The organism is Lutibacter profundi (assembly GCF_001543325.1).
Lineage (GTDB): Bacteria > Bacteroidota > Bacteroidia > Flavobacteriales > Flavobacteriaceae > Lutibacter > Lutibacter profundi.
Genome location: NZ_CP013355.1, coordinates 2155776 through 2181305, shown reverse-complemented (window position 1 = coordinate 2181305; position 25530 = coordinate 2155776). Strand labels below are relative to the sequence as shown.

The 25530-nt window shown below is 30.7% G+C and carries 24 protein-coding genes; 17 read left to right on the top strand and 7 right to left on the bottom strand.

Going from position 1 to position 25530, the window contains the following annotated elements; translation table 11 throughout:
- The first annotated feature begins 186 nt into the window (after positions 1-186).
- Complete coding sequence (gene upp, locus Lupro_RS09640) at positions 187-837, top strand: uracil phosphoribosyltransferase (protein ID WP_068209382.1); 651 nt, start codon at positions 187-189, stop codon at positions 835-837.
- On the opposite strand, the gene Lupro_RS09635 is transcribed toward upp, so the two are convergent.
- Positions 832-1755, bottom strand: coding sequence for a hypothetical protein (locus Lupro_RS09635; RefSeq protein ID WP_068209379.1), 924 nt, complete (start codon positions 1753-1755; stop codon positions 832-834). The genes upp and Lupro_RS09635 overlap by 6 nt on opposite strands.
- A gap of 40 nt (positions 1756-1795) precedes the next feature.
- Here Lupro_RS09635 and Lupro_RS09630 point away from each other — a divergent pair, with 40 nt between their 5' ends.
- The 12 genes from Lupro_RS09630 (at position 1796) to Lupro_RS09575 (ending at position 14997) form a co-directional block, all read left to right on the top strand.
- Positions 1796-1993 (top strand): DUF6341 family protein, encoded by a 198-nt coding sequence (locus Lupro_RS09630; RefSeq protein WP_068209377.1) that lies wholly within the window; start codon positions 1796-1798, stop codon positions 1991-1993.
- Between the two features lie 47 nt (positions 1994-2040).
- A complete protein-coding gene (trmB, locus tag Lupro_RS09625) occupies positions 2041-2712 on the top strand; it encodes a tRNA (guanosine(46)-N7)-methyltransferase TrmB (protein ID WP_068209374.1) in 672 nt (223 codons plus the stop codon).
- Between the two features lie 17 nt (positions 2713-2729).
- Positions 2730-3065 carry an MGMT family protein gene (locus Lupro_RS09620; RefSeq protein ID WP_068209370.1) on the top strand — a complete coding sequence of 112 codons (336 nt, stop codon included), beginning with the start codon at positions 2730-2732 and terminating at the stop codon, positions 3063-3065.
- 101 nt (positions 3066-3166) lie between these two features.
- The gene (locus Lupro_RS09615) at positions 3167-4291 is read left to right on the top strand and encodes an Mrp/NBP35 family ATP-binding protein (protein ID WP_068209367.1); all 1125 of its coding nucleotides are present in this window, start codon (positions 3167-3169) and stop codon (positions 4289-4291) included.
- A 6-nt stretch (positions 4292-4297) separates the two neighbouring features.
- Positions 4298-4546 carry a NifU family protein gene (locus Lupro_RS09610; protein WP_068209364.1) on the top strand — a complete coding sequence of 83 codons (249 nt, stop codon included), beginning with the start codon at positions 4298-4300 and terminating at the stop codon, positions 4544-4546.
- 299 nt (positions 4547-4845) lie between these two features.
- Positions 4846-6006, top strand: coding sequence for a homogentisate 1,2-dioxygenase (locus Lupro_RS09605; RefSeq protein ID WP_068209360.1), 1161 nt, complete (start codon positions 4846-4848; stop codon positions 6004-6006).
- A 207-nt stretch (positions 6007-6213) separates the two neighbouring features.
- Positions 6214-7371, top strand: coding sequence for a 4-hydroxyphenylpyruvate dioxygenase (gene hppD, locus Lupro_RS09600; protein ID WP_068209356.1), 1158 nt, complete (start codon positions 6214-6216; stop codon positions 7369-7371).
- Between the two features lie 107 nt (positions 7372-7478).
- Entirely contained in the window at positions 7479-8279 is an 801-nt protein-coding gene (locus Lupro_RS09595; RefSeq protein WP_068209353.1) for a DUF3108 domain-containing protein, read from the top strand.
- Between the two features lie 55 nt (positions 8280-8334).
- Entirely contained in the window at positions 8335-9597 is a 1263-nt protein-coding gene (locus tag Lupro_RS09590; protein ID WP_068209350.1) for a peptidoglycan DD-metalloendopeptidase family protein, read from the top strand.
- A 3-nt stretch (positions 9598-9600) separates the two neighbouring features.
- Positions 9601-11172, top strand: a complete 1572-nt coding sequence (gene pgi, locus Lupro_RS09585; protein WP_068209347.1) for a glucose-6-phosphate isomerase — start codon at positions 9601-9603, stop codon at positions 11170-11172.
- Between the two features lie 211 nt (positions 11173-11383).
- The gene (locus tag Lupro_RS09580) at positions 11384-13912 is read left to right on the top strand and encodes a TonB-dependent receptor (RefSeq protein WP_068209344.1); all 2529 of its coding nucleotides are present in this window, start codon (positions 11384-11386) and stop codon (positions 13910-13912) included.
- 17 nt (positions 13913-13929) lie between these two features.
- Complete coding sequence (locus Lupro_RS09575; RefSeq protein WP_068209340.1) at positions 13930-14997, top strand: hypothetical protein; 1068 nt, start codon at positions 13930-13932, stop codon at positions 14995-14997.
- 483 nt (positions 14998-15480) lie between these two features.
- On the opposite strand, the gene Lupro_RS09570 is transcribed toward Lupro_RS09575, so the two are convergent.
- A complete protein-coding gene (locus Lupro_RS09570; protein WP_068209337.1) occupies positions 15481-18189 on the bottom strand; it encodes an endonuclease in 2709 nt (902 codons plus the stop codon).
- Between the two features lie 129 nt (positions 18190-18318).
- Here Lupro_RS09570 and Lupro_RS09565 point away from each other — a divergent pair, with 129 nt between their 5' ends.
- The 3 genes from Lupro_RS09565 to Lupro_RS09555 are packed head-to-tail and all read left to right on the top strand — an operon-like array spanning position 18319 to position 20551.
- Positions 18319-18753 carry a hypothetical protein gene (locus tag Lupro_RS09565; RefSeq protein WP_068209333.1) on the top strand — a complete coding sequence of 145 codons (435 nt, stop codon included), beginning with the start codon at positions 18319-18321 and terminating at the stop codon, positions 18751-18753.
- A 45-nt stretch (positions 18754-18798) separates the two neighbouring features.
- Positions 18799-19530 (top strand): lysophospholipid acyltransferase family protein, encoded by a 732-nt coding sequence (locus Lupro_RS09560; RefSeq protein ID WP_068209330.1) that lies wholly within the window; start codon positions 18799-18801, stop codon positions 19528-19530.
- A 25-nt stretch (positions 19531-19555) separates the two neighbouring features.
- Positions 19556-20551, top strand: coding sequence for an acyl-ACP desaturase (locus Lupro_RS09555; RefSeq protein ID WP_068209327.1), 996 nt, complete (start codon positions 19556-19558; stop codon positions 20549-20551).
- A gap of 108 nt (positions 20552-20659) precedes the next feature.
- Here Lupro_RS09555 and Lupro_RS09550 read toward each other — a convergent pair whose 3' ends face one another.
- Complete coding sequence (locus Lupro_RS09550; protein ID WP_068209324.1) at positions 20660-21439, bottom strand: amidohydrolase; 780 nt, start codon at positions 21437-21439, stop codon at positions 20660-20662.
- A gap of 78 nt (positions 21440-21517) precedes the next feature.
- On the opposite strand from Lupro_RS09550, the gene Lupro_RS09545 reads away from it, so the two are divergent.
- Complete coding sequence (locus tag Lupro_RS09545) at positions 21518-22678, top strand: serine hydrolase domain-containing protein (RefSeq protein WP_068209321.1); 1161 nt, start codon at positions 21518-21520, stop codon at positions 22676-22678.
- Here Lupro_RS09545 and Lupro_RS09540 read toward each other — a convergent pair.
- The 4 genes from Lupro_RS09540 to Lupro_RS09525 all read right to left on the bottom strand — a co-directional run bounded on the left by Lupro_RS09540 (position 22675) and on the right by Lupro_RS09525 (position 25529).
- Positions 22675-23832, bottom strand: coding sequence for a methionine aminotransferase (locus Lupro_RS09540; RefSeq protein ID WP_068209318.1), 1158 nt, complete (start codon positions 23830-23832; stop codon positions 22675-22677). The two genes, Lupro_RS09545 and Lupro_RS09540, sit on opposite strands and share 4 nt — an antisense overlap.
- Before the next feature lie 97 nt (positions 23833-23929).
- Entirely contained in the window at positions 23930-24139 is a 210-nt protein-coding gene (locus tag Lupro_RS09535) for a helix-turn-helix domain-containing protein (protein ID WP_068209315.1), read from the bottom strand.
- Between the two features lie 2 nt (positions 24140-24141).
- Positions 24142-24648 (bottom strand): DUF2975 domain-containing protein, encoded by a 507-nt coding sequence (locus tag Lupro_RS09530; protein ID WP_068209312.1) that lies wholly within the window; start codon positions 24646-24648, stop codon positions 24142-24144.
- A 137-nt stretch (positions 24649-24785) separates the two neighbouring features.
- Positions 24786-25529, bottom strand: coding sequence for a succinate dehydrogenase/fumarate reductase iron-sulfur subunit (locus Lupro_RS09525; RefSeq protein ID WP_068209308.1), 744 nt, complete (start codon positions 25527-25529; stop codon positions 24786-24788).
- Position 25530 lies beyond the last annotated feature (1 nt).

Below are 25530 nucleotides of genomic sequence, written 5' to 3'. Positions count from 1 at the left end.
ATTACACTTTTCATATTCAGTGTTTTACCATTTCAAATTTATATGTAGTTATCTACTGGCCTCTAAAATTTTAGAAAATCTTTAGAATTAATATTTTTTAGGCACGTTTGACACCTAAAAATTAACCAAATTTATTTCATTAAATTCTTAATTTAAAATGTTATTTTTGTAAAAATATTTTTTTCTATGATTGTTAACATCCTCGATACTAAAAATTCATTGTTAAATAAGTTTATTTCTGAAATTAGAGATGTTGTTGTTCAAAAAGACGCCATGCGCTTTAGAAGAAATATAGAACGGATTGGTGAAATTTTAGCTTATGAATTAAGTCAATCTCTAAACTATGAAAATAAAATTATAACTACTCCTTTAGGAACTAAAACAGTTCCTATTCCTAAAAATGATATTGTTTTGTGTTCTATCCTAAGAGCTGGGTTACCCTTACACACAGGTCTTTTAAATTATTTTGATGATGCTGAAAATGCATTTATTTCTGCCTATAGAAAACACATAACTGATACTGAATTTGAAATTAAAGTTGAATACTTTGCCTCCCCAAATTTAGATGGTAAAACCCTTATTTTAGCCGACCCAATGTTAGCCACAGGACAATCAATTGTCAGTGTTTTTGAAGGACTAAAAAAGCATGGTACACCTAAAGAAATTTACTTAGCTTGCGTTATTGGGTCTACACAAGCCATTACCCTTATAAAAAAACACTTTCCTTCAAGTACAAAATTATGGATAGCAACTGTTGATAATGAATTAAATAACAAAGGGTATATTGTCCCTGGATTAGGTGATGCTGGTGACTTAGCTTTTGGTGAAAAGTTATAAAAAGTACACACTTATTGATATAACTAAAAATAAATACAATATTATATCTTTAAATATTGTCGACTTACTTCTTTCTAAAAAATTTGCAATTATTATTGATGCTGGAAATACTAAATAAAAGAATTCTAATCCATTTTTTACTGGTGAAAAAATGATAATTACTATAGAAATTAGAAGGTGATTTATTAGTACATTCCATGAATATTTTAAATTATTACTTATTAAAATAATTTTTGGAGTAGCAGACAAAATAGACCACAGTAATATAGTTATTAAAAATGTTATTGGTATTAAAAATTTTAATGAATTGTACGCAACAAAATCTAAATTAAAATTATAATTAAAGTTATCGTAAAAAGTTGGCAAACTATCCAAATATAAACAATACGTAAAATAAATAAAAATAGGTGTTACAAATCCAACAATTGGTATCAATAAATTTTTAAAACTACCCTTTTGATATATAAAAATTCCAACATAAATTAAAAGTATATAAAATATACTCCAAGAGTATATCAATGTTGAAATACCAATCCAAAAAGCAGCATCAAACAATTTTATTTTAGTATTTATTCCACTTCTTAAACTATATATTTTTCGATAACTTAAAAGCAGTGTTATATTTGAAAAAATAATGTGATTTAAAAAAGTAGTTTTTGAGAAGGCTCCTAACATAAAAACAGTTAAAAGTAATGCGTAAGAATTATCTTGAGTAAGTTTATTTTTTTTTAGAATAAAAATAAATAAAAATAAAAATAAAACATACCAGCAAAAGTAAAGTGCCTTTTTTACAACAAACATCACTGAAAAACTATCAAAACCTTTCATTAAAATTGATATACAATAGTATATAAATAGTAATATAGCTATACTAAATGTAGCTATTGGTTTAGTTTTATTAAAAAAATTTGCTATCATTACTATATTTTCTATTTTTGCCTGTAAATATAATTAAGATATGATTGCAAACAATATTTTTAAAGCAATAGGTGATTTTTGTACCAATGTTTTATTCCAACCATTTGATGCTTTAAGGTTTATGACTAATTGGTGGACTCAAAATACAATAAACTGGATATTGGTTGTAATTGCGTTTACGGCTTTTATCTACTGGCTAGGAGAACTTAAAAAACATAGAAACTCCGTAAACGAGTAGTCTTTTATCTTCTTATTTATTTCATTTCCTTTTAAAACCTTAAATTTGTGGGGAGTAAAAACAAACTTAAAAGATTTCGTGAAAACGAAACGTTTTCTAATGTAATCCAACCTACAAGAAAAGAGTTACTTCAAGGTTTTTCGTTGAAAGGAAATTGGCATAACCATTTCAAAAATAATAACCCAATTATTTTAGAATTAGGCTGTGGAAAAGGTGAATATACCATTTCTTTAGCTCGTAAAAACCCAACTACTAACTATATAGGCATTGATTTAAAGGGAGCCCGTTTTTGGCGTGGTGCAAAAACAGCATTAGAAGAAAACCTTACCAATGTTGTATTTATTAGAACTCAAATTGAATTGATAGATTTTCTTTTTGATAAAAATGAAATTTCAGAAATTTGGATTACTTTTCCAGATCCACAAATTAAATATACGAGAACAAAACATCGATTAACCAATCCTGAATTTTTAAAAAAATACCACCATATTATAAAACCTAAAGGCTCTATTCATTTAAAAACCGACAGTGAATTTATGCATGGTTATACATTAGGACTGCTTAAAGGTGAAAATCACGAAATTGATTATGCACATCACAATATTTATAATAACCCACACGCTCCTATAGAAGCAACTTCAACCCAAACCTTTTACGAAAATCAATATTTAGAAAAAGGAAAACCTATTACTTATATTAAATTTAGACTTCGTTATTAAATTGTTATTTTTGAAGAATGAACAATTCTGAAAACTTTTTTAGCAAAGTTTATACCGTAGCAAAATTAATTCCCCACGGAAGAGTTACAAGTTATGGCGCAATAGCAAAATATCTGGGAGTAGCCAAATCGGCTCGTATGGTTGGCTGGGCCATGAATGCTTCTCATAACATTGATGAAATTCCTGCACACAGAGTAGTTAATAGAAATGGATTATTAACTGGCAAACATCATTTTGATGGTACAAACTTAATGCAACAGCTTTTAGAAAGTGAAGGTATTATTATTAAAGAAAATAAAATCCAAAATTTGAATGCTGTTTTTTGGGATCCTTTCAAAGAATTAAACACCTAATTTCTTTGTAACTACTACTACATTTCTTTTTTATTGGATTTTTTTTATATCCATCAGAACTCTGTATATTTGTTGTTTAGAATGATTTTAGATAAACAATTATGGATTTAAATAAAAAAGATATAACTAAAGTACTTGAAACTATTACCGCTCCTGGCGAAGGTAAAAGTCTTGTTGAAAGTGGAGCCGTTAAAAATATTGTAACCTTTGACAAAGAAGTTGTTGTAGATGTTACCATTAGCAACCCTACTTTACAAGCAAAGAAGAAAATTGAAATTGAAATAATGAAGGCTATCCACAGCCAAATTGATCAAAAAATTGATGTAAAAGTAAATGTAACTGCAATAGTTCCTACAAAAGAAGTTAAATTAAAAGAAAATTCTATTCCAGGAATTAAAAATATTATAGCCATAGCTTCAGGTAAAGGAGGGGTTGGAAAATCTACAATTACTGCAAATATGGCTGTTTCATTACAAAAAATGGGATTTAAAGTTGGTATTTTAGATGCCGATGTTTATGGCCCTTCAATTCATTTAATGTTTGATGTACCCAATGCAAAACCATTATCTGTAGAAATAGACGGGCGCTCAAAAATGAAACCTATTGAAAGTTATGGTGTTAAAATACTTTCATTAGGCTTTTTTACGAATGCAAATCAAGCCGTAATATGGAGAGGTGCAATTGCTTCTAAAGCTCTAAACCAAATGATTTTTGATGCACATTGGGGAGAATTAGATTTTTTATTAATTGATCTACCTCCTGGAACTGGAGATATTCATTTATCTATTGTACAAGCTGTTGCAATTACAGGTGTAGTAATTGTAAGTACTCCTCAAGCTATTGCACTTGCCGATGCAAAAAAAGGAGTAGCAATGTTTAAACAGGAAGATATAAACGTACCTGTATTAGGTATTGTTGAAAATATGAGCTACTTCACTCCTGCAGAATTGCCTAATAATAAATATTATATTTTTGGCAAAGACGGTGCTAAAAATTTAGCAAAAGATATAGAAACTGCATTTTTAGGTGAAGTTCCTTTGGTACAAAGTATTAGAGAAGCTGGTGATATTGGTCATCCAGTTGCCTTGCAAGACAACACACCTTTAGAAAATGCTTTTTCAGAAATCGCCAAAAACGCACTTACACAATTGGTAAAAAGAAATAACGACTTACCTCCAACTGAAGTTGTAAGAATTACAACAATGAGTGGATGTAGCACTAAATAATTAAGTATGACAACTGATGAACTTAAAGCTAGCGTAGAGCTTGCTTTGCAAGAAATAAGACCTTACTTAGAAGCTGATGGCGGAAATATTTCATTAGTTGAAATAACAAATAACACCGTAAGTGTTCAGTTAGAAGGGGCTTGTTTGGGGTGCTCAGTAAATCAAATGACTTTAAAAAATGGTGTTGAAGCCACAATAAAAAGACACGCTCCACAAATTAAACGTGTTATTGAAATTAATGGAATTTCTTTCTAACTTCCTAAATAAAAGAATCCACAAAACAAAAAGAGTGCTTTAAAGCGCTCTTTTTTATTAGTTTAGTCCAAAAAAAATATGCTATATTTGTAAAGTATGAAAAATACTTGGACCGGATTATTATTACTTCTAAAATTCTTAATCAAGAGAGATCCTGAATGAATTAACTCTTCAACATAAGAGGATTCCATAATTTTCTTGTGTATACACCTCTGTTTTTAAATCAACCTCAATACTTTTTAAAGTTGATTAAATTTTAAAGAGACTTTATATTAAATACTAACTAAAAAATTAAAAACATGCCTAGATATTATTCATTAGGTAAAATTCCTCCAAAACGCCACACCGTTTTTGAAAACCCAAATGGAGGTATTTACCAAGAAGAACTTTTTGGAACTGTTGGTTTTGCAGGAATGTCATCATTAATTTATCATATTAATCCACCAACAGTTGTTACAGAAATAAAAGAAGTGAAAAATGTAACTCCAAAAGTAGCTATTAAAAAAAACATGAAAGCCTTGAGTTTTAAAGGTTTTTCATTAAACGCTGAAAAAGACTATTTAGATAGCCGTAAAACACTTTTTGTTAATAACGATTTACATATTGGATTGGCTGCTCCAAAAGAATTTTCATCTACCTATTTTTACAAAAATGCAGATGCAGACGAACTACTATTTGTACATATTGGCTCTGGAACTTTAAAAACTATGTATGGAAATATAGATTTTAAATATGGTGATTATCTAATAATCCCTCGTGGTACCTTGTACCAAATAGATTTTAAAACTGAAGAAAATAGGCTATTATATATCGAATCTTTTAGCCCAATTGTAACTCCAAATCGCTATCGAAATAATTTTGGACAATTATTAGAGCACGCTCCTTTTTGTGAACGAGATTTTAGATTGCCTACAAATTTACAAACGCATAACGAAAAAGGAGCATTTAAAGTTTTAGCTAAAAAACAAGGAATTCTGTGGGAATATACTTATAAAAACCATCCTTTTGATGTAGTTGGCTGGGACGGGTTTAATTATCCATATGCTTTTTCAATTCATGATTTCGAACCTATAACAGGAAGAATTCATATGCCTCCACCTATTCATCAAACTTGGGAAGCGGCAAATTTTGTGGTTTGCTCTTTTGTACCAAGAATGTACGATTATCATCCAAAATCCATTCCTGCACCTTATCATCATAGCAATATTGATTCTGAAGAAATTTTATATTATGTTGATGGTGATTTTATGAGCCGAAATAATATTGAAAAAGGACAACTAACATTGCATCCTGGAGGAATTCCTCATGGTCCACATCCAGGAGCTATTGAAAGAAGTATTGGTAAAAAATCAACTGAAGAATTAGCAGTAATGATTGACCCTTTTAATCCAGTAATGATTACTGAAGAAGCTATGAATTTACAAGTTGATGATTACTATAAATCATGGATTATTGAATAAATTAAACTGCTAGAAAAAAGAGCAAAGAAGAAAGGCTAACAAATTACAATACCTTTTTTAATTGCTCATCGTAAAACACACATTAATACCGAAACATTAAACAAACTCGAAGAAAAAACAGAATAATTTTAAAAAACAACTATGGTTCCCATAATGGTTTAGCGTAGTATTTCTCTATATTTTTTTTCTTTTATTAAAATTTTAAAAATGCAAAAACTAAAAAACATACAAAACTTTGATTATGGCTTAGAAAAAATATTTCCTGAAGCCGACGATTTTTTACCTTTATTAGGAACTGACTACGTAGAATTATACGTAGGAAACGCCAAACAAGCAGCAGTATATTATAAAACTGCATTCGGATTTCAATCTTTAGCTTATGCCGGCTTAGAAACTGGTTTAACCGATAGAACAAGTTACGTACTCGTACAAGATAAAATTAGGCTAGTACTAACTACTCCAATGCCAAACTCAAAAAATAATGAAATTTTTGAACATATAGAAAAACATGGAGACGGAGTTAAAGTTGTGGCTTTATGGGTTGAAGACGCAACCAAAGCTTGGGAAGAAACTACAAAAAGAGGGGCGAAATCATTTTTAAAACCAACCAAAGAAAGTGATGAAAACGGAGAAGTTATTCGCTCTGGAATTCATACTTACGGAGATACCGTTCATATTTTTGTAGAACGTAAAAATTATAACGGATTGTTTTTACCAAAATTTGAAAAGTGGGAATCTATATACAACCCAACTGATGTTGGGTTAAAATATATTGATCATATGGTAGGAAACGTTGGATGGAATGAAATGAACGTTTGGTCTGAGTTCTACCGTAAAACCATGGGCTTTGCTAACTTAATTACTTTTGATGATAAAGATATTTCAACCCAATTTACAGCTTTAATGAGTAAAGTAATGACCAATGGCAATGGTAGAGTTAAATTTCCAATAAATGAACCTGCTGAAGGACTTAAAAAATCACAAATTGAAGAATATTTAGAATTTAATAACGGACCAGGTGTTCAGCACATTGCCGTTGCAACTAATAACATTTTAGAAACTGTAAAAGCTATGACAAAGCGAGGTGTTGAATTTTTATATGTTCCCGGCTCATATTATGATACTGTTTTAGATAGAGTTGGCGAAATTGATGAAAATTTAGCCGAATTAAAAGATTTAGGTATTTTAGTTGATAGAGATGATGAAGGCTATTTATTACAAATATTTACCAAGCCCGTTTCAGATAGACCCACGCTCTTTTTTGAAATAATTCAACGAAAAGGTGCACAATCTTTTGGGAAAGGTAATTTTAAAGCGCTTTTTGAATCAATTGAAGCAGAACAAGAAAGACGAGGAACATTATAATTAAAACTATTATTTTAATAAAAGCTTAACCCTATTTGTTAAGCTTTTATTACTTTTGGAACAGTAGTTGTAATTTATCTACAAAATAATCGTCCATTAATAAACTAATGAAAAAATTAATTAACCTGTTAATATTAATAATTTCAATGTATTCATTCGCACAGTCATCTGGGAATGAAAATACTGAAACAAAATTTGCTTTTCAAAAAGGAGAATGGCTTAAATTTAGAATGAGCTATAGTAATTTTTTTAATGCGGGTTATTCAACAATTGAAGTTAGGGAAACTACAAATAATTCAAAAGAAGCTTTTCACATTATAGGAAAAGGAAAATCTACTGGGTTTATTAGCCTGTTTTTTAAAGTAAATGATAATTATGAATCCTTTATATACAAAGAATCTTTAAAACCCTACCGGTTTATTAGAAAAATTAACGAAGGGGGACATACTAAAGACAAGGAGATTTTATTTGATTATGATACAAATCATGCTATTGTTAAAAACCACAAACACAAAACCGAAAAAAAATATCCAATAAGTAGTAACATTCAGGATATGTTATCCTCTTTATATTTTTTAAGAAATCAAAAAATTAATAATTTATCAATTGGCGAAGAAATTGAATTAAAAATGTTTTTAGATCAAGAAATTACCAACTTCAAACTTCGGTTTTTAGGTAAAGAAATTATAAAAACAAAATATGGTAACGTTAGAGCCTTGAAATTTAGACCAATTGTACAGGCAGGCCGAGTTTTTAAAGAACAAGAAAGTGTTACCGTATGGATAAGTGATGATAAAAATAAAATTCCTCTCCGTATTAAAGCTTCTCTAGCTGTTGGATCACTTAGAGCCGATTTAGATGAGTTTAAAGGTTTAGTCCACCCTTTTAATATTATTTTTAACAATTAAATTGTACTTTTGCGTTTTATTTTTTATTCTAAATTAACTCGTAAAATAGCACCTCTTGAAAAAAATAGTTTCACTTTTAATTGCTTTAATTTTTATAGCCTGTAAAGATGACAAACCTGAAATAAAAAAAACACCTCCAGAACCCATTGAAATTTATGAGTATGGTTTTAAATTAAGCAATTACAAGGTAATTAATGACACTATTAAACCTGGTGAAAATTTCAGTGAAATACTTGACAAACATCATATTGAATACCCAAAAGTACTTGAAATAGTAAGTAAAGTTAAAGATACTTTTAATGTTCGTAAAATTAAAAGTGGTGCCCCTTATACCATTTTAGCAAAAAAAGATTCAACTGAAAAAGCACAAGTTTTTATTTATAAACACTCCAAAGTACGCTATACCGTAATTGATTTTAAAGACTCTATAATTACAGCTTATAATGCTAAAAAACCTATACAGACAGTTATTAAAACCGCTTCAGGTGTAATTACAAATAACCTTTCTGAAGCAATGGATAAACAAGGCTTGAATCTATACCTCGCTTATGAATTATCAGACATATACGCCTGGACTATTGACTTTTTTAGATTGCAAAAAAATGACAAATTCAAATTAATTTATGAGCAGTTATACATCAATGATAGTATCCCTGTTGGCATTGGAGAAATAAAAGCTGCCTATTTTGAACATGGAGGCAAACCCTTTTATGCCTTTAAATTTTTGGCAGATTCAACCATAGGCATTCCCGATTATTTTGATGATAAAGCAGCAAATTTACGTCGCCAATTTTTAAAAGCACCTTTGAAATTTAGTAGAATTTCTTCTCGTTATAATTTACGTAGAAGAATTGCTTTTTATGGCAACAGAATTAGACCTCACAAAGGTACAGATTTTGCCGGCCCAGTTGGGACTCCAATAATGTCAACTGCAAATGGAACTGTAATAGAGTCTCGTTATAAAGGAGGTAATGGTAATTATGTAAAAGTTCGTCATAATGGAACCTACAGCACACAATATTTACATATGAGTAAAAGAGCCGTAAAGGTTGGTGATGTTGTAAAACAAGGTGAAGTTATAGGATATGTAGGAATGACTGGAAATACGGCAGGACCACATGTTTGTTACAGATTTTGGAAAAACGGGAAACAAGTTGACCCTCTGAAGCAAAAGTTGCCTGCTGCAAAACCCATGAAAAAGGAAATAAAAGCTGCTTATTTTAAATTTATAGAGCCTCTAAAAACTAAATTAGATAAAATAAATTACCCTGAACTAACTGATGATATAGTAATTTCAAAAGAAGAATTAAAGAACTAGAATATGTCCATGAAAAATATTAATCCAACAAAAACCAACGCTTGGAAACAACTAACTACTCACTATAAAGAAGTTAAAGATATCCATTTAAAAACATTATTCAGAGATGATAGTAACAGAAAAAATAAATTCACCATTAACTTTAATAGTTTTGAATTTGATTTTTCAAAAAATAGAATCACAGAAAAAACACTAAACCACCTATTAAACCTTGCAAATGAAGTTGATTTAAAAAATGCAATAAATGCTTATTTTTCAGGAGAAAAAATTAATCAAACCGAAAAGAGAGCTGTTTTACATACCGCATTAAGAAACCAATTAGATAGTGAAATTATTGTAGATGATAAAAATATAATGCTAGAAATAAAAGAGGCATTAAATAAAATGGATTCTTTCAGTAGTAGTGTTATTTCTGGCCAATGGAAAGGCTATTCAGGAAAAACAATTACCGATGTTGTAAATATTGGTATAGGTGGATCAGATTTAGGTCCAGATATGGTTGTAGAGTCTTTAAAATATTACAAAAATCATTTAAATATTCATTTTATTTCAAATATTGATGGTGACCATGTACAAGAAGTACTCAAAAATTTAAATCCTGAAACTACCTTATTTATAATTGTTTCAAAAACATTTACAACACAAGAAACTTTAACCAACGCAACTACAATAAAAAAATGGTTTTTACAATCAGCCAACAAAAAAGATGTGGCAAAACACTTTGTAGCTGTGTCTACAAACTTAACTATGGCTAGTGAATTTGGAATAGCTTCTGAAAATATTTTCCCAATGTGGAGTTGGGTTGGAGGTCGTTTTTCACTTTGGAGTACTGTTGGCCTTTCCATTAGTTTGGCGATAGGATTTAAAAATTTTCACAACCTTCTAATTGGCGCTTTTGAAATGGATGAACATTTTAAAAATACTCCTTTTGAAAAAAATGCTCCAATTATTGCTAGCTTAATTGGTGTTTGGTATACTAACTTTTTTAATGCTGAAACAGAAGTTATTTTACCTTACACACAATATTTAACAAAATTTGCTCCATATCTACAACAAGCCATTATGGAAAGTAATGGAAAAAGTGTTGATAGAAATGGCGAAAATATAAATTATCAAACTGGTAATATTATTTGGGGAAGTACAGGTACAAATGCTCAACATGCCTTTATGCAGTTATTACATCAAGGAACAAAATTAATTCCCGCAGATTTTATTGGATTCAAACAATCGCTCTACGGAGATGAAGAACACCACAAAAAATTAATGGCAAACTTTTTTGCCCAAACACAAGCCTTAGCTGAAGGTAAAACAAAACAAGAAGTTCATTTAGATTTAAAAACACAAGGCAATATTGATGATATTAATCAACTATTACCTTTTAAGGTATTTAAAGGAAATAAACCTAGTACAAGCATTTTAATAGAAAAACTAACTCCTAAAACTTTAGGGAGTTTAATCGCTTTTTATGAACACAAAATATTTGTTCAAGGCATTATTTGGAATATTTTTAGTTATGACCAGTTTGGGGTTGAATTAGGGAAAGAATTGGCTCAAAAAATATATGAAAAAAACTAATTTTTATTTTAAAAAAAAGCAACCCTTTTAAAATTTTAACATCTGTTAATAAACTGTTAATATTTAAAGTGATGTAACTCAGTTTTTAAGGTTGTTTTGCTTAATTTTAATAGTCTTAATTTTTTGTTAAAATTTAACAATTAGTTAAATAACCAAATCAATAATTAGTTGCATTTTTGCACAAACATTTAATTCAAATTAAAATTACACAATGAGAAATTTAAAAAATTGGCTAATGGTAGTTATGTTGGTTTCAACATCTATCATTTTTGGACAAACTAAACTTACTGGTAAAATAGTGGATGAAACAAATCAACCACTACCCGGTGCTTCCGTAGTCCTTAAAGGATTACAGACAGGAGCTTCATCAGATTTTGATGGATATTTTACATTTGAAACTTCGGTTTCTAGTGGAACTATTGTTGTTTCATTTGTTGGGTACGAAACAAAAACATTAACTTTTAATGGAGACACAAACTTTGGTACAATTGCTTTAAAACTTTCTGCAGAATCCTTAGACGAGATTGTTATTACTGCCGTATCTTTTGCTGTTGATAGAAAAACACCAATAGCTGTTTCTACAATAAAAGCTGATGTTATTGAAAATAAATTAGGATCTCAAGAGTTTCCTGAAATTTTAAAATCTACACCAGGTGTATATGCTACTAAATCAGGTGGTGGTTTTGGTGATGGTAGATTAAATTTAAGAGGGTTTAACTCTGAAAATGTTGCTGTTATGATTAATGGTGTGCCTGTTAATGATATGGAAAACGGTAGAGTTTATTGGAGCAACTGGGCTGGCTTAGCCGATGTTACAAGTGCTATGCAGGTACAAAGAGGTTTAGGAGCTTCTAAAGTTGCTGTACCTTCTATTGGTGGTACAATAAATATTATCTCTAAAACTACCGATATTGAAAAAGGAGGAAATGTAACTACTTCTGTTGGTAACGATGGTTACCAAAAATATGGAGTAACTGTCTCTACAGGATTATTAGATAATGGTTTTGCTGCAACAGTTTCTGCTGCTAAAACTAAAGGAAATGGTTATGTAGATGGAACCGAATTTGAAGGTTACAATTATTTTGTGAATATTTCTAAACAAATAAATGACAATCATAAATTATCTTTAACTTCTTTTGGAGCACCACAAAGACATGGTCAAAGACAAAACAGAAGTTTAATTTCAACATATAGAAATGCTGAAAGTGGTATTAAATTTAACCCAGACTGGGGTTACAAAAATGGACAAGTAGTGCATGTAGAAGACAACTTCTATCACAAATCTCAAACTTCTTTAAATCACTATTGGACAATAAGTGATAAAACAAACTTATCTACAGCTTTATATGCCTCTTGGGGTTCAGGAGGTGGTGGTGGAACTGCTGGTACTAACAGAGATTTATTTAAAGTTAGACTAGGTGGTTTTGACCAACCAATTGATTTAGATAATATTGTTGAAATTAACAGAGCTAACGGAGCGTTAGGGTCTGAAGCATTCTTAAGAGCTTCAAGAAATGACCATAGTTGGTATGGAGTTTTATCAACTTTTAAAACCGAATTAACTGATAATATATCATTTATTGGTGGTGTAGACATTAGATCTTATGTTGGTAAACACTTTAGAGAAGTAACCGATTTGTTAGGTGGAGAATATGCTTATGATAATTCTGATATAAACAATCCAAATAGAGCCTTAAAAGTTGGTGACACGTTTGCTTATAATAATGATGGTGAAGTAGGATGGCAAGGGTTATTTACTCAATTAGAGTACAATACTGAAGACTTATCTACCTTTCTTTCTGTAGCTGCATCAAACACTTCTTATAGAAGAGTTGATTATTTTAACTACTTAGATAGTGACCCTCTTCAAACAACCGATAAATACGACTTTTTTGGCTATAGTGTAAAAGGTGGAGCCAATTACAATATTGATGATGAAAATAATGTATTTGCTAATATTGGTTACTTTGAAAAAGCTCCTATATTTACTTCTGTTTTCTTGCAGTATGATAATGAACATATTAATGCGGATGCTGAAAATGAAAAAATATTTAGTGCTGAACTAGGATATGGTTTTAGAGGTGAAAAATTTGCAGCTAATATTAATATATACAGAACGCAGTGGAACGACAGAACTTTAACAAGAAGTTTTCAAAACCCAGACGGTACATTTGGCACTGCTAATATTTTAGGAGTAAATGCTTTACATCAAGGTGTTGAATTAGATTTTACGTATAGAGTTCCTAATTTAACCATAACAGGAATGCTTTCTCTAGGTGACTGGACTTGGGCTAATGACCTTGAAAATATTCAAATTTTTGATGAAGAACAAAACTTAGTGAATACTGTAAATATGTTTATTGATGGTTTAAAAGTTTCTGATGCTGCTCAAACTACAGCAGCTTTAGGTTTAGACTACAAAATAATGGAAAAAACACATTTTACAGTAGATTTTAACTTCTTTGATAATTTATACGCTCGATATGATCCTAATGATAGAGGTACACCTAATGCACCTCAAGCATGGAAAGCTCCTGCATATACAACATTTGATATGAGTTTCAGATACGGGTTTAAAATTGGAGATTTAGATACAACCTTGATAGGAAGAATGAACAATGTATTTGATACACAATATATTGCTGATGCAACTGATGGTGCTGGTTCAACTGCTCAAACTGCTCTTGTTTGGTACGGGTTTGGAAGAACTTTTAACATAAGTGCAAAAATTAGATTTTAATTAAAAAAATAATAACAATGAAAAAATTTATTTATTTATTACCGGTTTTGGCCTTATTTTTTACGGCCTGTGACCCTATGGAAGATATAAATGCTGTTCTTGATGCTCAAGAACAAATAATTAGCGGTGATGCTACATTAACATTATCAGATGATGATTATGATGCTTTGAATTTAAATTATGGTAACTTTAGCTCTATTGATGATGCTAAAGCAATGATACCTGGTTTATTAAATAAAAAGTTTCCTGTGTGGGGTGAAGGTTCTTTAGCAACAGTTACCTTTAAATGGTATAACCCTATGAGTACTCCAAGCGGATATGTTTATGCATTATCTGATGCGGAACACAATGCAATAACAGGAAGAACTTATGGGAATTTCGATAGAAGTTATCATATATTTAACTATTTAGATGCAACCTTCCCTTCTCCAAGTGAAGGTGAATTTCATTCATTAAGATACCGTTTTTATGCTGGTGGAGAAACTACTTTAACTGATGGATTCTTATATGAAAATGGACAATGGACTAGATTTGTTGGATTTACTCCAGATGAATATAATGCAATGGGTGAAAGTTATCCTAATTTTTCAAGTCATGATGAAGCTGCTATAAAAATACCTTTAGCTTTACCTGATATTTATAAATTTAACCCTAAAAAAGCTGGAGATATTGTTCAAGCAATGTATGAACTTTACAAAGGTGGAGGTCAAACAAAAAGTTATGTGAATAATTATATTTTTGATGGAACTTCATGGTCTAAATATAACAATGTAGCTTTAGAGACTATTAAATTTGGTCATGATGGAACTACTTGGGTACCAGATAACACTATTAAATATACTTTAACATCTGCTGACTATGCATTGGTTGGTAATGATCGTTATGGTAATTTTGATGTAAGAGCTGGAAAAGATGAAGAATCTGTTGAAGCTAGATTAGCTAAAATTAATACAATTCTTTTAAACAACTTTCCAGGAATGGCAGAAGGACAAAAATTTATTGTTTTTTACAATGTTTATTCTGGAGCTAATGAAGTTTGGCAAATGAAAGTTATATTAACTGGAGGTCAGTACGTTCTTCAATAAAAACATACTTTAATTAAATTACAAAAAAAGGCTATCTTAAATGATAGTCTTTTTTTGTGTCTATTATTTTTTTAATACATTTTTTATTCTGTATTCAATGCGAGATAAACCCCGTGCATTAATAAAAGAAATAGACAATCAGGCTTAAAAAATAGCCCCCTATTTTGTAGCTAATCCAGATACAACGAATTACGTTGTCACCCTTTATAGAAGACACTTCGAATTATTTACTTTTACGGTTATTTCGTCATCTTATGTTTACATAGGTGTTGATCTAAGAAAACTTTAACAAATAATAGTTAAAACAATAGAGAACAGGGCTGCCGCTTTAGAATTTTATCAGAAAATAAATCTTCTTTCTTCATAACTGTATTAAAATTAAAATAGCTTGGGTTACAACCCAAGCTATTTTATTAACATCACAGTTTATGTGCTATTTATTCCTTAAAATTCCAAGCCAAGCAGGGAATGACATTTGTTTTATTAATTTTTAATAATCTTTAATACAACTGGTTTATCTAATTGTACTTTTACTATATACAACCCTATTGGTTTGTTTGCGATATTTAACTGTACTTTTCCATTTATTATTGGATATACCTTTCTTGATATTAATTGTGAATGGATACTGTACAAACTTATTGTTACCTCTTTCTGTGAAACTGGTAAGGCTATCTCTAAAACACCACTTGTTGGATTTGGATATGCAACAATACCTTCTAATAATGCTATTGTTTTACTGTAAACCCCCTCACAAGATTTTGACGTTTTTACCTCTAATAAATCTCCGTGTTTTACTTCAACATTAAATACCGGTGAGTTTGTTTCCAATACCTCTTGCCCATTTACATAAATAATAAATGGTGCCGTGCCTTCTGCTATCTCTATGGTGGCTCTATTTGAACTTACGCTTGATTTTCCCGATACGGTAACCCCTGCTATAACTTCCACAACAAAACACTGCTCATAGGTTTCTCCTGTAACGGTAATACAAAAATTATACATTCCCGGAGCTAAACTATCAACGGTTAAACTATCGGTAAAAGTATAAGCTGTACCATTAATTGTTACGGCATAATTTTGAACTGTTTGAGCTGTGATAACTAACTGGCCGTTGTTTTTATCTGGACAGGTTTCACTAATTACTTGAACATTAAAATTGTCCTCGGGTAAGGTGAAACACCCTGTAGCATCTACTGTTACTCCTAGAGTGGTGTTTGGGCATAAATCATTGCTGTTTTGAACTCCATCTCCATCATCGTCTAATTGTCCGTTTGAACAACCTTCTGAGTTAACAACCTCTCCTGTTGGTGTATTCGGACACAAATCTAAATTATCCATTACCCCGTCTCCATCATCGTCTAATTGACTATTTGAACATCCATTTGCATCTACAGCTTCTCCGCTTGGAGTATTAGAACATAAATCTTCACTATTTTGAACACCATCATTATCGTCATCTAATTGCCCATTTGAGCATCCGTTTACATCTACTGTTTCTCCTGCTGGAGTATTTGGACACAAATCGTTTACATTCAAAACGCCATCACCATCCATATCTGGATTGTCATTATCTGCAATAATTTCAAAACTATCAACAGTCCATCTAGTTGGACTTCCATTAGAATAATATTTAAATGCAAAATACACAGTCCCTGTTATAGTGCTAATGTCTACATCTGTAAAAGTATAAACTTCTTCGGTTCCACTACCATTAGAATGTATTGGAATAGTAACATTTGGAACCTGTGCCCAAGTATAATCACTTGGATTACCTGAGCCATCATAATCTGAAGAATATACTAATTCTAAAGGTGTTGAACCGTATGCTGCATCAGTATAAAAACTTATTTTTTCTCCAGTTTCTACATCAAAGTTAATTGGATTATTTGTAATTAACCAATCTTTACTTAACACATCTTCTTGATATCCATTAATCCCCATAGAACCGGAATTATTTTCTCCAAACTGAGTTTCACAACCCCAATCTTTATTACTTGCCTCATTAAATGTAAAAAAAGATAATTGTGAACAATCTCCAAAATCTTCCACTAGTAAAATTTTTGGGCCCTCTAAAGTTACTACGCTAAGTACAGTACTTTCAGCAGAAAGGTTTGATGCTGCATCTCTAGCTTTAATTGTAATATTATAATTTGTATTTGGGCTTAAGTTTACTATTGTTACAGAAGTAGAAGTTACTGATTGTAAATAAACACCATCTACATATATTAAATAATCAAAAACACCTACATTATCCGTAGAAGAATCCCAACTAATATCAAAAGAATCATCTAAAATATTAGAAGCTATCAAGTTTGTTGGAGCTGTTGGAGCTTCAGTATCTGAGGAATTGTTAGCCCACCATTTGTCTTCAGCTGTTAATCCTCCCCAAATTATTGTTGCCAAATAAGGGTTATCTATAAATGGATTTCTATTTCCTTGAATTCCAAAAAGGACTTCATTTCTATTTGCTTCAAATGGAGAAACAGGGTCTTCAACATTCCATTTTAAAAATAAATCTACCATGTTTGGATCTATGGCTAACTCGGTACCAAAGCCTACATTTTTTGGTAAACAACTCGTTTCTGCCACTAAAGAACCATTCCCATGGTATCTCGTGTACATATACATAATAATACGAGCTACATCTCCTTTCCATTCATCTCCAGGATACCAACCTCCATTCGCTGATATGATACCCGAATTTCCTGTACCATCAGTAAATTTTCTATTTGAGCGAGAAGAATTTCTATCTCTATCTGCAGGCCTTAAATTGTGAACATCTGTACCTGGGCCAGGTTCATCAGTGCCAAAAGTTGGATTGGCTAATGATTTTGCAAAAACATGCTCTCTATTCCAAACACCTGATACTCCACTTCCCGTATCTTGTAAGTTTTTATTTCTTGTTCTATCAGTACTTGGAATTCCATCATTATCATTAAATCCATAAATTAACAATAAATTTGTATTGATATCTGGATCTTCATCAGCCTGTTTACAAGCATCCCACACATCTACTGGAGACCCTGTATAAGGTATCGCCGTATGTGTGGCTTCAAGTCTGCCTGCCAATTCTAAAAATAAATCATTCCCTGTTTTAGTTAAATCTAATCCATTATAATAAGATTGAATTTGCCCATAAAACGGAATGATAAATAAAAATAGAAATATAAAATTAAGTAGTTTTCTCACCTATATGTGTATTTATTAAATTAGTTACAAACTTATTATTTATTTATCAATATATATAATAACGCGCATATTTTAACATATAAAATTAGTTTTATTTTAGTACATTTGTTGCTACTAAAACTAACTATTATGACAAAAATGATTCACTCTTATTGGGCTTATATTGTATTATTAATATTAATAATTGCGGTAGTAAATGCAGTTATTGGTTTAAGTACAAAAAAAGAATTCAAAGCTAAAGATATTCGAATTTCTTTATTCACTTTAATAACAGCACATATTCAATTAATTATTGGGTTTTTTGCCTATTTTAATTCTACTTATTTTACATCAATGCAAGCTCATGGAATGGGTGAAGTTATGAAAAATAGCATTTTAAGAAAACATTTGGTTGAACATCCAATTATGATATTAATTGCAATTGCATTAATTACAATAGGGTTTTCAAAACACAAAAAGAAAGATACTGACTATAGTAAATTTAAAACAATTGCCATTTATTACTCAATTGCACTCGTATTAATTCTTGCTGTAATCCCTTGGCATAGTTGGTTTTCTAACTAAATAATAAATCGGTTTAAACTTAAAAGTTTAGGGTAATTTTATTTTATGAAAACACTATTGGCGTACATCCTATCTTCTATATTCTATCTTTTTTATGGCTGTTTGCTCCTTGTTTTTCATGTTTTACAATGGATTGGTTTTAACATAGGGAAATATAGAGGTCATAAAATGGCCGTAGATTTAATGAATTGTACATTTACCTACCTTCTTTATATTTTAGGTACTCGAATTCGGTTTATCAATAAATATTCTATCCCTAAAAATGTTCCTCTAATTGTAGTTTCAAACCATCAAAGTATGCATGATATTTCTCCTTTATCATGCTATTTACGAAAACAGCATCCTAAATTTATTTCAAAAATAGAATTAGGAAAAGGTATTCCTAGTGTTTCATATAATTTAAGGCACGGAGGATCTGTTTTAATTGACAGAAAAGATTCTAGACAGTCTCTAACAGCCATCAAAGAATTTGGTAAATACATTGAACAAAATAAATACGCTGCAGTAATTTTCCCTGAAGGAACTAGGAGTAAGAATGGTATTCCCAAACGATTTTCAGAAAATGGCTTAAAAATGCTAACCAAATTTGTGCCATCAGCATACGTTGTTCCTGTAACAGTTAACAATTGCTGGAAATTGAATACCAAAGGGATGTTTCCATTGGAATTAGGTGTAAAAATTACTTTTGAATTTCACGAAGCAATAGAAGCAAAATCTATGAAATTTGAGGACTTATTTCAAAAAGTAGAGGCTACAATTAAAAATTCCGTAATTTAGGCCACAACTAAACTAAATCAAAAACATGTCGTTAAACAATATCAGGTTAGAAGTGATGCTAACCCTAGAAAAAAGTATAGATACTTTTGTAGATAAATTTTTAATAGCTCCAGAAAAAATTTGGCAACCAACTGATTTTCTTCCTAATTCTCAAAGCGAAAATTTTATGGAAGAAGTTAAAGAAATTAGAGAATTATCTAAAGATTTAGATGATGATTTTTGGACTGTTTTAGTAGGCGATACTATTACAGAAGAAGCGCTGCCAACCTATGAATCTTGGCTATTGGATATTGATGGAATTTCTAAACCACGAAATGAAGAAAAAGATAACGGCTGGGCAAAATGGATACGTGCCTGGACTGGTGAAGAAAATAGGCATGGTGATGTTTTAAATAAATATTTGTATTTATCAGGTAGAGTAAATATGCGTGAAGTTGAAATTACCACACAACATTTAATTGCTGATGGAATGGATATTGGTACTGCCCGTGATCCTTATAAAAATTTTGTTTATACCAGTTTTCAAGAATTGGCTACCTACATTTCACATAATAATGTTGCTAAAATTGCGCGTAAAAACGGTCATAATTTATTATCAAAAATGTCAAGGATTATTGCTGGTGATGAAATGCGTCATCATTTAGCGTATACTGAATTTGTAAAACAAATTTTCACCTACGATCCAAGTGAAATGATGCTGGCTTTTCAATATATGATGAAACATAAAATTGTAATGCCTGCGATGCATTTAAGACATTCTGGAGAAACAAAAGGAAGTTTGTTTGACCAATTTTCTGTAGTTGCACAAAGAGCAGGTGTATATACGGGCTTTGATTATGTTGATATTCTTAAAAAACTAAATACCATCTGGGAAATTGATAAAATTACAAACCTAACTTCTGAAGCTGAAAAAGCAAGAGATTATTTAATGAAATTACCAGATAGAATGTATCGCATTACTGAACGTATTGTTGTTCCTAATACCAAATACGAATTTAAATGGTTGAACCCAATACTATAATTCTATTCTAAAAATAAAAGTTAAATACCAAGCTGAACTCAATTCAGTATCTCATAAAAGACATATATGCTGAGACCCTGAATCAAGTTCAGGGTTATTAAATTTCATTTATTTTATCTCAAAAGTATCTTTATCACTCAAAAAATTAAGCTTATTCCTTACCTCCGTAATATGCTTTTTGTTTAAAGTAATAATTGCTTTATCTTCTAGGTTCGTTTTAATATGTGTTAGCTTTTTACCCAAACCATCATACCCCACTGAATGCCCGCTATATTCCAATTTATTAGCATCAACACCTACTCTATTTACTCCAATTGTGTAGCATAAATTTTCAATTGCACGTGCTTTTAACAAAGTATCCCAAGCTGAAATTCTTGGTTTTGGCCAGTTTGCAACATATAACAACACATCGTAATCTTCCACATTTCTTGCCCAAACAGGAAATCGTAAATCATAACAAATAAGAGTGCAAATTTTCCATCCTTTATAATTAACAATTAATTTTTTATTTCCAGAAGTATACACTTTATGCTCACCTGCCAAAGTAAATAAATGATGTTTATTATAGAAATCAATTTTTCCTGAAGGATGCACAAACAAAAACCGGTTATAGTATGTATTGTTTTCAGAAATAATAATGCTTCCAACAATTGCTGCCTGTTTTTCTGAAGCTAACTGCTGCATCCATTTTATTGTTTCGCCTTGCATGGTTTCTGCAATTTGCTGGGGGTGCATACTAAACCCCGTTGTAAACATTTCAGGTAAAACAATTATATCAACTGTTTCTGAAATTGAATTTATTTTTTTAGAAAAATTAATTCTATTTTGCACCGCATTGTGCCATATTAAATTGGCTTGTAAAAGGGCTATTGTAAGTTTTGGTTGCATCCACTAAAATTACACTTTTTTCAGGGAATGTTTTAAAATTTAATTCGTAATTTAATTTTTTTTTAACATCTATCTAAAATGAGAAATACACATCTTCTAATTTCGTTATTTATTTTTGTATTCACACTATCTCTTCAAGCTCAAAAAAATAATTATTTCCCGCAAGCAAATAAGGAGTGGAAACAAAAAAAACCAACAGACTATAAAATTGACAAAAACAAGTTATCTAAAGCCATTTCATTTGCTCAAATGAACGAATACAGTGGTTCAAGAGATTTGAGAATTGCAATATTAAAAGGATTTGAAAAAGAACCATTTCATGAAATATTAGGTCCAACAAAAAAACGTGGTGGCCCTGCTGGAATGATTTTGAAAAATGGATATATAATTTCTAAATGGGGAAATACGAATAGAGTAGATATGACTTTTAGTGTTACCAAAAGTTTCTTATCAACTGTGGCCGGGTTAGCTTATGACAAACAGCTTATTGCTAGTGAACATGATAAAGTTGGTAACTATATTTGGGATGGAACATTTAATGGTAATCACAATAGTAAAATTACTTGGGAACATTTATTACAACAAAACTCTGATTGGTCTGGTGAACTTTGGGGTGGAAAAGATTGGGCTGATAGACCTCCTAGCAAAGGTGGATTAGATGATTGGAAACTAAGAGAACTTCATGAGCCCGGAACAGTTATGGAATACAATGATGTTCGTGTAAATGTACTTGCGTATGCGTTAACTCATGTTTGGAGAAAACCAATCCCTCAAGTCTTAAAAGAAAATATTATGGATAAAATTGGAGCTTCAACAACTTGGAGATGGTTTGGTTATGATAATGCTTGGACAGAGATTGATGGAATTAATATGAAATCTGTTACTGGTGGTGGTCATTCTGGAGCTGGACTTTTTATATCTACAGAAGATATGGCAAGGTTTGGGTTGTTATTTTTAAATGATGGTGTTTGGAATGGTAAGCGACTTTTAAGTAGTAAATGGATTTCAAAAGCAATTACTCCGTCAAAACCAACTATAAATTATGGGTACATGTGGTGGCTTAATACGAAAGGAAACAGGCATTGGAAAGGGCTTTCTGAAAATATTTTTTACGCTGCTGGTTTTGGTGGTAACTTTATTGTAGTAGACCGAGAAAACAGTCTAGTTATTGTAACAAGGTGGCTTCAACCTTCAAAAATTAGAGAATTTATGTTAAAAATTAATGCCGCTTTACATTAAATTCGATTTATTATTTCTGCAGCTTTTTTTAGTGTATCATCCGTTTTAGCAAAACAAAATCGAAGAACTTTAGAGTCGTACTTATTTTCGTTAAATACTGAAATTGGTATTGCTGCTATTTTTTGTTCTTTTGTTAATCTTACAGCAAAATCAAAATCGCTTTCATCGGTTATATTTTTAAAGTTTAGTAACTGAAAATACGTTCCTTTTGATGGTTTAAATTGAAAACGAGAATCTTTTATTAAACTTAAAAATAAATCTCTTTTGTGTTGATAAAAACTACCTAATTCTAAATAATTAGAAGGTGTTTTTAAATATTCTGCTAATGCTACTTGCGTTGGGTGATGTACACTAAACACATTAAATTGGTGGACTTTCCTAAATTCTTTTGTCAATTCAGTAGGTGCAATACAATATCCCATTTTCCAACCTGTATTGTGAAAGGTTTTTCCGAAGGAAGCAATTATAAAAGTTCTTTCAACCAATGCAGGATACAATGCTGCAGATTGATGTTTTTCTTTATCAAAAATAATATGCTCATACACTTCATCACTTAGTAATAGTATGTTTGTATCTCTCAGTAAATTCTCCAATTGTATCATATCTTCTCTTGATAAAACTCTACCTGATGGATTGTGAGGTGTATTTATAATAATCATCTTCGTTTTATCGGTAATCAAACTTTTTACTTCTTGCCAATTAATTGAAAACTCTTCAGGGTTTAACTGTATTGCTATTGTTTTTCCTCCAAACAATTCAATACTTGGCTCGTAGCAATCATACGCTGGTTTAAAAATTATAACTTCATCATCTTTTTGTATTGTTGCTGCAATCACAGTAAAAATGGCTTGAGTTGCTCCTGCTGTAATTGTAATTTCAGTATCTGGATTGTAAGAGACACCACATATGTTTTCTGTTTTTTCTGCAATAGCTTCCCTTAAACTAAAAATTCCTGGCATTGGAGCATATTGGTTTTTTCCGTTTACCATTGCTTTATTTACTAATTCAATTAACTTTTCATCACTTTTAAAATCTGGAAAGCCTTGTGATAAATTTAATGCATTTTCTTTGGCTGCCAATTGACTCATAATTGCAAAAATTGATGTAGGAACAGTTGGTAATTTGGATTGATATGGATATTTATAGGTAGGCATAAATTTTAAAATTTAGTTGAAAATCAAAACCATCATTCTAAATGTGTTTCAGATGACAAATTTGTTTTCAAAATTAACAAAACTAAAGTTGAAACTATTATTTATTTGGTACATACTCTAAAATATCTGCAGGTTGGCAATCTAGCTCTTTACATATTGCTTCCAGTGTGGAAAAACGAATTGCCTTCGCTTTTCCAGATTTTAAAATAGAAAGATTCGCAGGAGTAATTCCTATTTTAGTAGCCAACTCTAAACTCCTCATTTTACGAGTAGCAAGCATCACATCTAAATTCACAATAATAGCCATTGTTAAATTGTTAAATCATTTTCTTCTTTCATTCCTTTAGATATTTTGAACACTTCACTTAAAATCATAAAAAATAATCCAAAGCAAATTATTAATATTTTTGAATCGTACCCTACTTCAAAAATAATTTTGTGTTTAAAATATAATGTGAAGATGAATGAAACGGCTAAAGACAATATTCCTGAAATCACCAGTAAATTTCCTATTTTATTAAATGAAGAAATAACAGTATTATCAAATATTTTTAACCTTAAAAAATAGGCCAATACTTTTCTAAAAAGGTATAAACTGTAAAAAGTTAGTAAAAATGCTGTTATTGAAACAACTATCAACACTTTTGATAAAATTGAATTTGAAGTTAATAGCACACCATTTATTTTAATATCAAAATCTCCTAAATCATCCATAAAAAAAATAAGTGGTATGGCTACAATTGCAAATGGAATTATTGGAATGGAGACTATCCAAACAAAATCTACAATTGCCTTTAAAATATGTATTTTTCTCATAACGCTATAATTAACACTACAAATATAAAATAAATTATTGAATAACGATAATTTATTATCTTTAACGGGTAATTATATGCCAAAAAACCTGTTTCGTTTCTGAAACAGGTTTTTTTAAAATATTATAGACTTTAAATTTAAATAATACTAGCTTTTAAATATTCACGGTTCATACGTGCAATATTTTCTAAAGAAATTCCCTTCGGACATTCAACTTCACAAGCACCTGTATTTGTACAGTTTCCAAAACCTTCCAAATCCATTTGAGATACCATATTTCTCACTCTGTCAGCTGCTTCAATTTTACCTTGTGGTAACAAAGCAAATTGTGAAACTTTAGCCGAAACAAATAACATAGCACTCGAGTTTTTACAACTTGCTACACAAGCTCCACATCCAATACAAGCCGCAGCATCCATAGATAAATCTGCATTGTGCTTAGAAATAGGAATTGCATTCGCATCTTGTGTATTTCCTGAAGTATTTACAGAAATAAAACCACCTGCTTGTTGAATACGCTCAAAAGCCATACGGTCAACAACTAAATCTTTAATAACAGGAAATGCTTTTGCTCTAAATGGTTCTATATAAATTGTATCACCGTTTTTAAACATACGCATATGTAACTGACAGGTAGTAATTCCCCTATCTGGTCCATGGGCTTCCCCATTAATATACAAGGAACACATTCCACATATTCCCTCTCTGCAATCATGGTCAAAAGCAATAGGCTCTTCATTTTTTGCGACTAAACTTTCATTTAACACATCCATCATTTCTAAAAATGACATATGTTCTGAAATATCTGTTACTTTATATTCGACCATTTGACCTTTATCTTGAGGTCCTTTTTGTCTCCAAATTTTTAACGTTAAATCCATA

What these genes read in the sequence shown, in the direction of transcription:
- Lupro_RS09540 (WP_068209318.1), bottom strand. Translation starts at nt 23,832, where the DNA reads ATGCCTACCTATAAATATCCATATCAATCCAAATTACCAACTGTTCCT.
- Lupro_RS09535 (WP_068209315.1), bottom strand. Translation starts at nt 24,139, where the DNA reads ATGGCTATTATTGTGAATTTAGATGTGATGCTTGCTACTCGTAAAATG.
- Lupro_RS09620 (WP_068209370.1), top strand. Translation starts at nt 2,730, where the DNA reads ATGAACAATTCTGAAAACTTTTTTAGCAAAGTTTATACCGTAGCAAAA.
- Lupro_RS09525 (WP_068209308.1), bottom strand. Translation starts at nt 25,529, where the DNA reads ATGGATTTAACGTTAAAAATTTGGAGACAAAAAGGACCTCAAGATAAA.
- hppD (WP_068209356.1), top strand. Translation starts at nt 6,214, where the DNA reads ATGCAAAAACTAAAAAACATACAAAACTTTGATTATGGCTTAGAAAAA.
- Lupro_RS09615 (WP_068209367.1), top strand. Translation starts at nt 3,167, where the DNA reads ATGGATTTAAATAAAAAAGATATAACTAAAGTACTTGAAACTATTACC.
- Lupro_RS09550 (WP_068209324.1), bottom strand. Translation starts at nt 21,439, where the DNA reads ATGCAACCAAAACTTACAATAGCCCTTTTACAAGCCAATTTAATATGG.
- Lupro_RS09560 (WP_068209330.1), top strand. Translation starts at nt 18,799, where the DNA reads ATGAAAACACTATTGGCGTACATCCTATCTTCTATATTCTATCTTTTT.
- upp (WP_068209382.1), top strand. Translation starts at nt 187, where the DNA reads ATGATTGTTAACATCCTCGATACTAAAAATTCATTGTTAAATAAGTTT.
- Lupro_RS09595 (WP_068209353.1), top strand. Translation starts at nt 7,479, where the DNA reads ATGAAAAAATTAATTAACCTGTTAATATTAATAATTTCAATGTATTCA.
- Lupro_RS09545 (WP_068209321.1), top strand. Translation starts at nt 21,518, where the DNA reads ATGAGAAATACACATCTTCTAATTTCGTTATTTATTTTTGTATTCACA.
- Lupro_RS09565 (WP_068209333.1), top strand. Translation starts at nt 18,319, where the DNA reads ATGACAAAAATGATTCACTCTTATTGGGCTTATATTGTATTATTAATA.
- Lupro_RS09555 (WP_068209327.1), top strand. Translation starts at nt 19,556, where the DNA reads ATGTCGTTAAACAATATCAGGTTAGAAGTGATGCTAACCCTAGAAAAA.
- Lupro_RS09635 (WP_068209379.1), bottom strand. Translation starts at nt 1,755, where the DNA reads ATGATAGCAAATTTTTTTAATAAAACTAAACCAATAGCTACATTTAGT.
- Lupro_RS09575 (WP_068209340.1), top strand. Translation starts at nt 13,930, where the DNA reads ATGAAAAAATTTATTTATTTATTACCGGTTTTGGCCTTATTTTTTACG.
- Lupro_RS09630 (WP_068209377.1), top strand. Translation starts at nt 1,796, where the DNA reads ATGATTGCAAACAATATTTTTAAAGCAATAGGTGATTTTTGTACCAAT.
- Lupro_RS09530 (WP_068209312.1), bottom strand. Translation starts at nt 24,648, where the DNA reads ATGAGAAAAATACATATTTTAAAGGCAATTGTAGATTTTGTTTGGATA.
- pgi (WP_068209347.1), top strand. Translation starts at nt 9,601, where the DNA reads ATGTCCATGAAAAATATTAATCCAACAAAAACCAACGCTTGGAAACAA.
- Lupro_RS09610 (WP_068209364.1), top strand. Translation starts at nt 4,298, where the DNA reads ATGACAACTGATGAACTTAAAGCTAGCGTAGAGCTTGCTTTGCAAGAA.
- Lupro_RS09605 (WP_068209360.1), top strand. Translation starts at nt 4,846, where the DNA reads ATGCCTAGATATTATTCATTAGGTAAAATTCCTCCAAAACGCCACACC.
- Lupro_RS09580 (WP_068209344.1), top strand. Translation starts at nt 11,384, where the DNA reads ATGAGAAATTTAAAAAATTGGCTAATGGTAGTTATGTTGGTTTCAACA.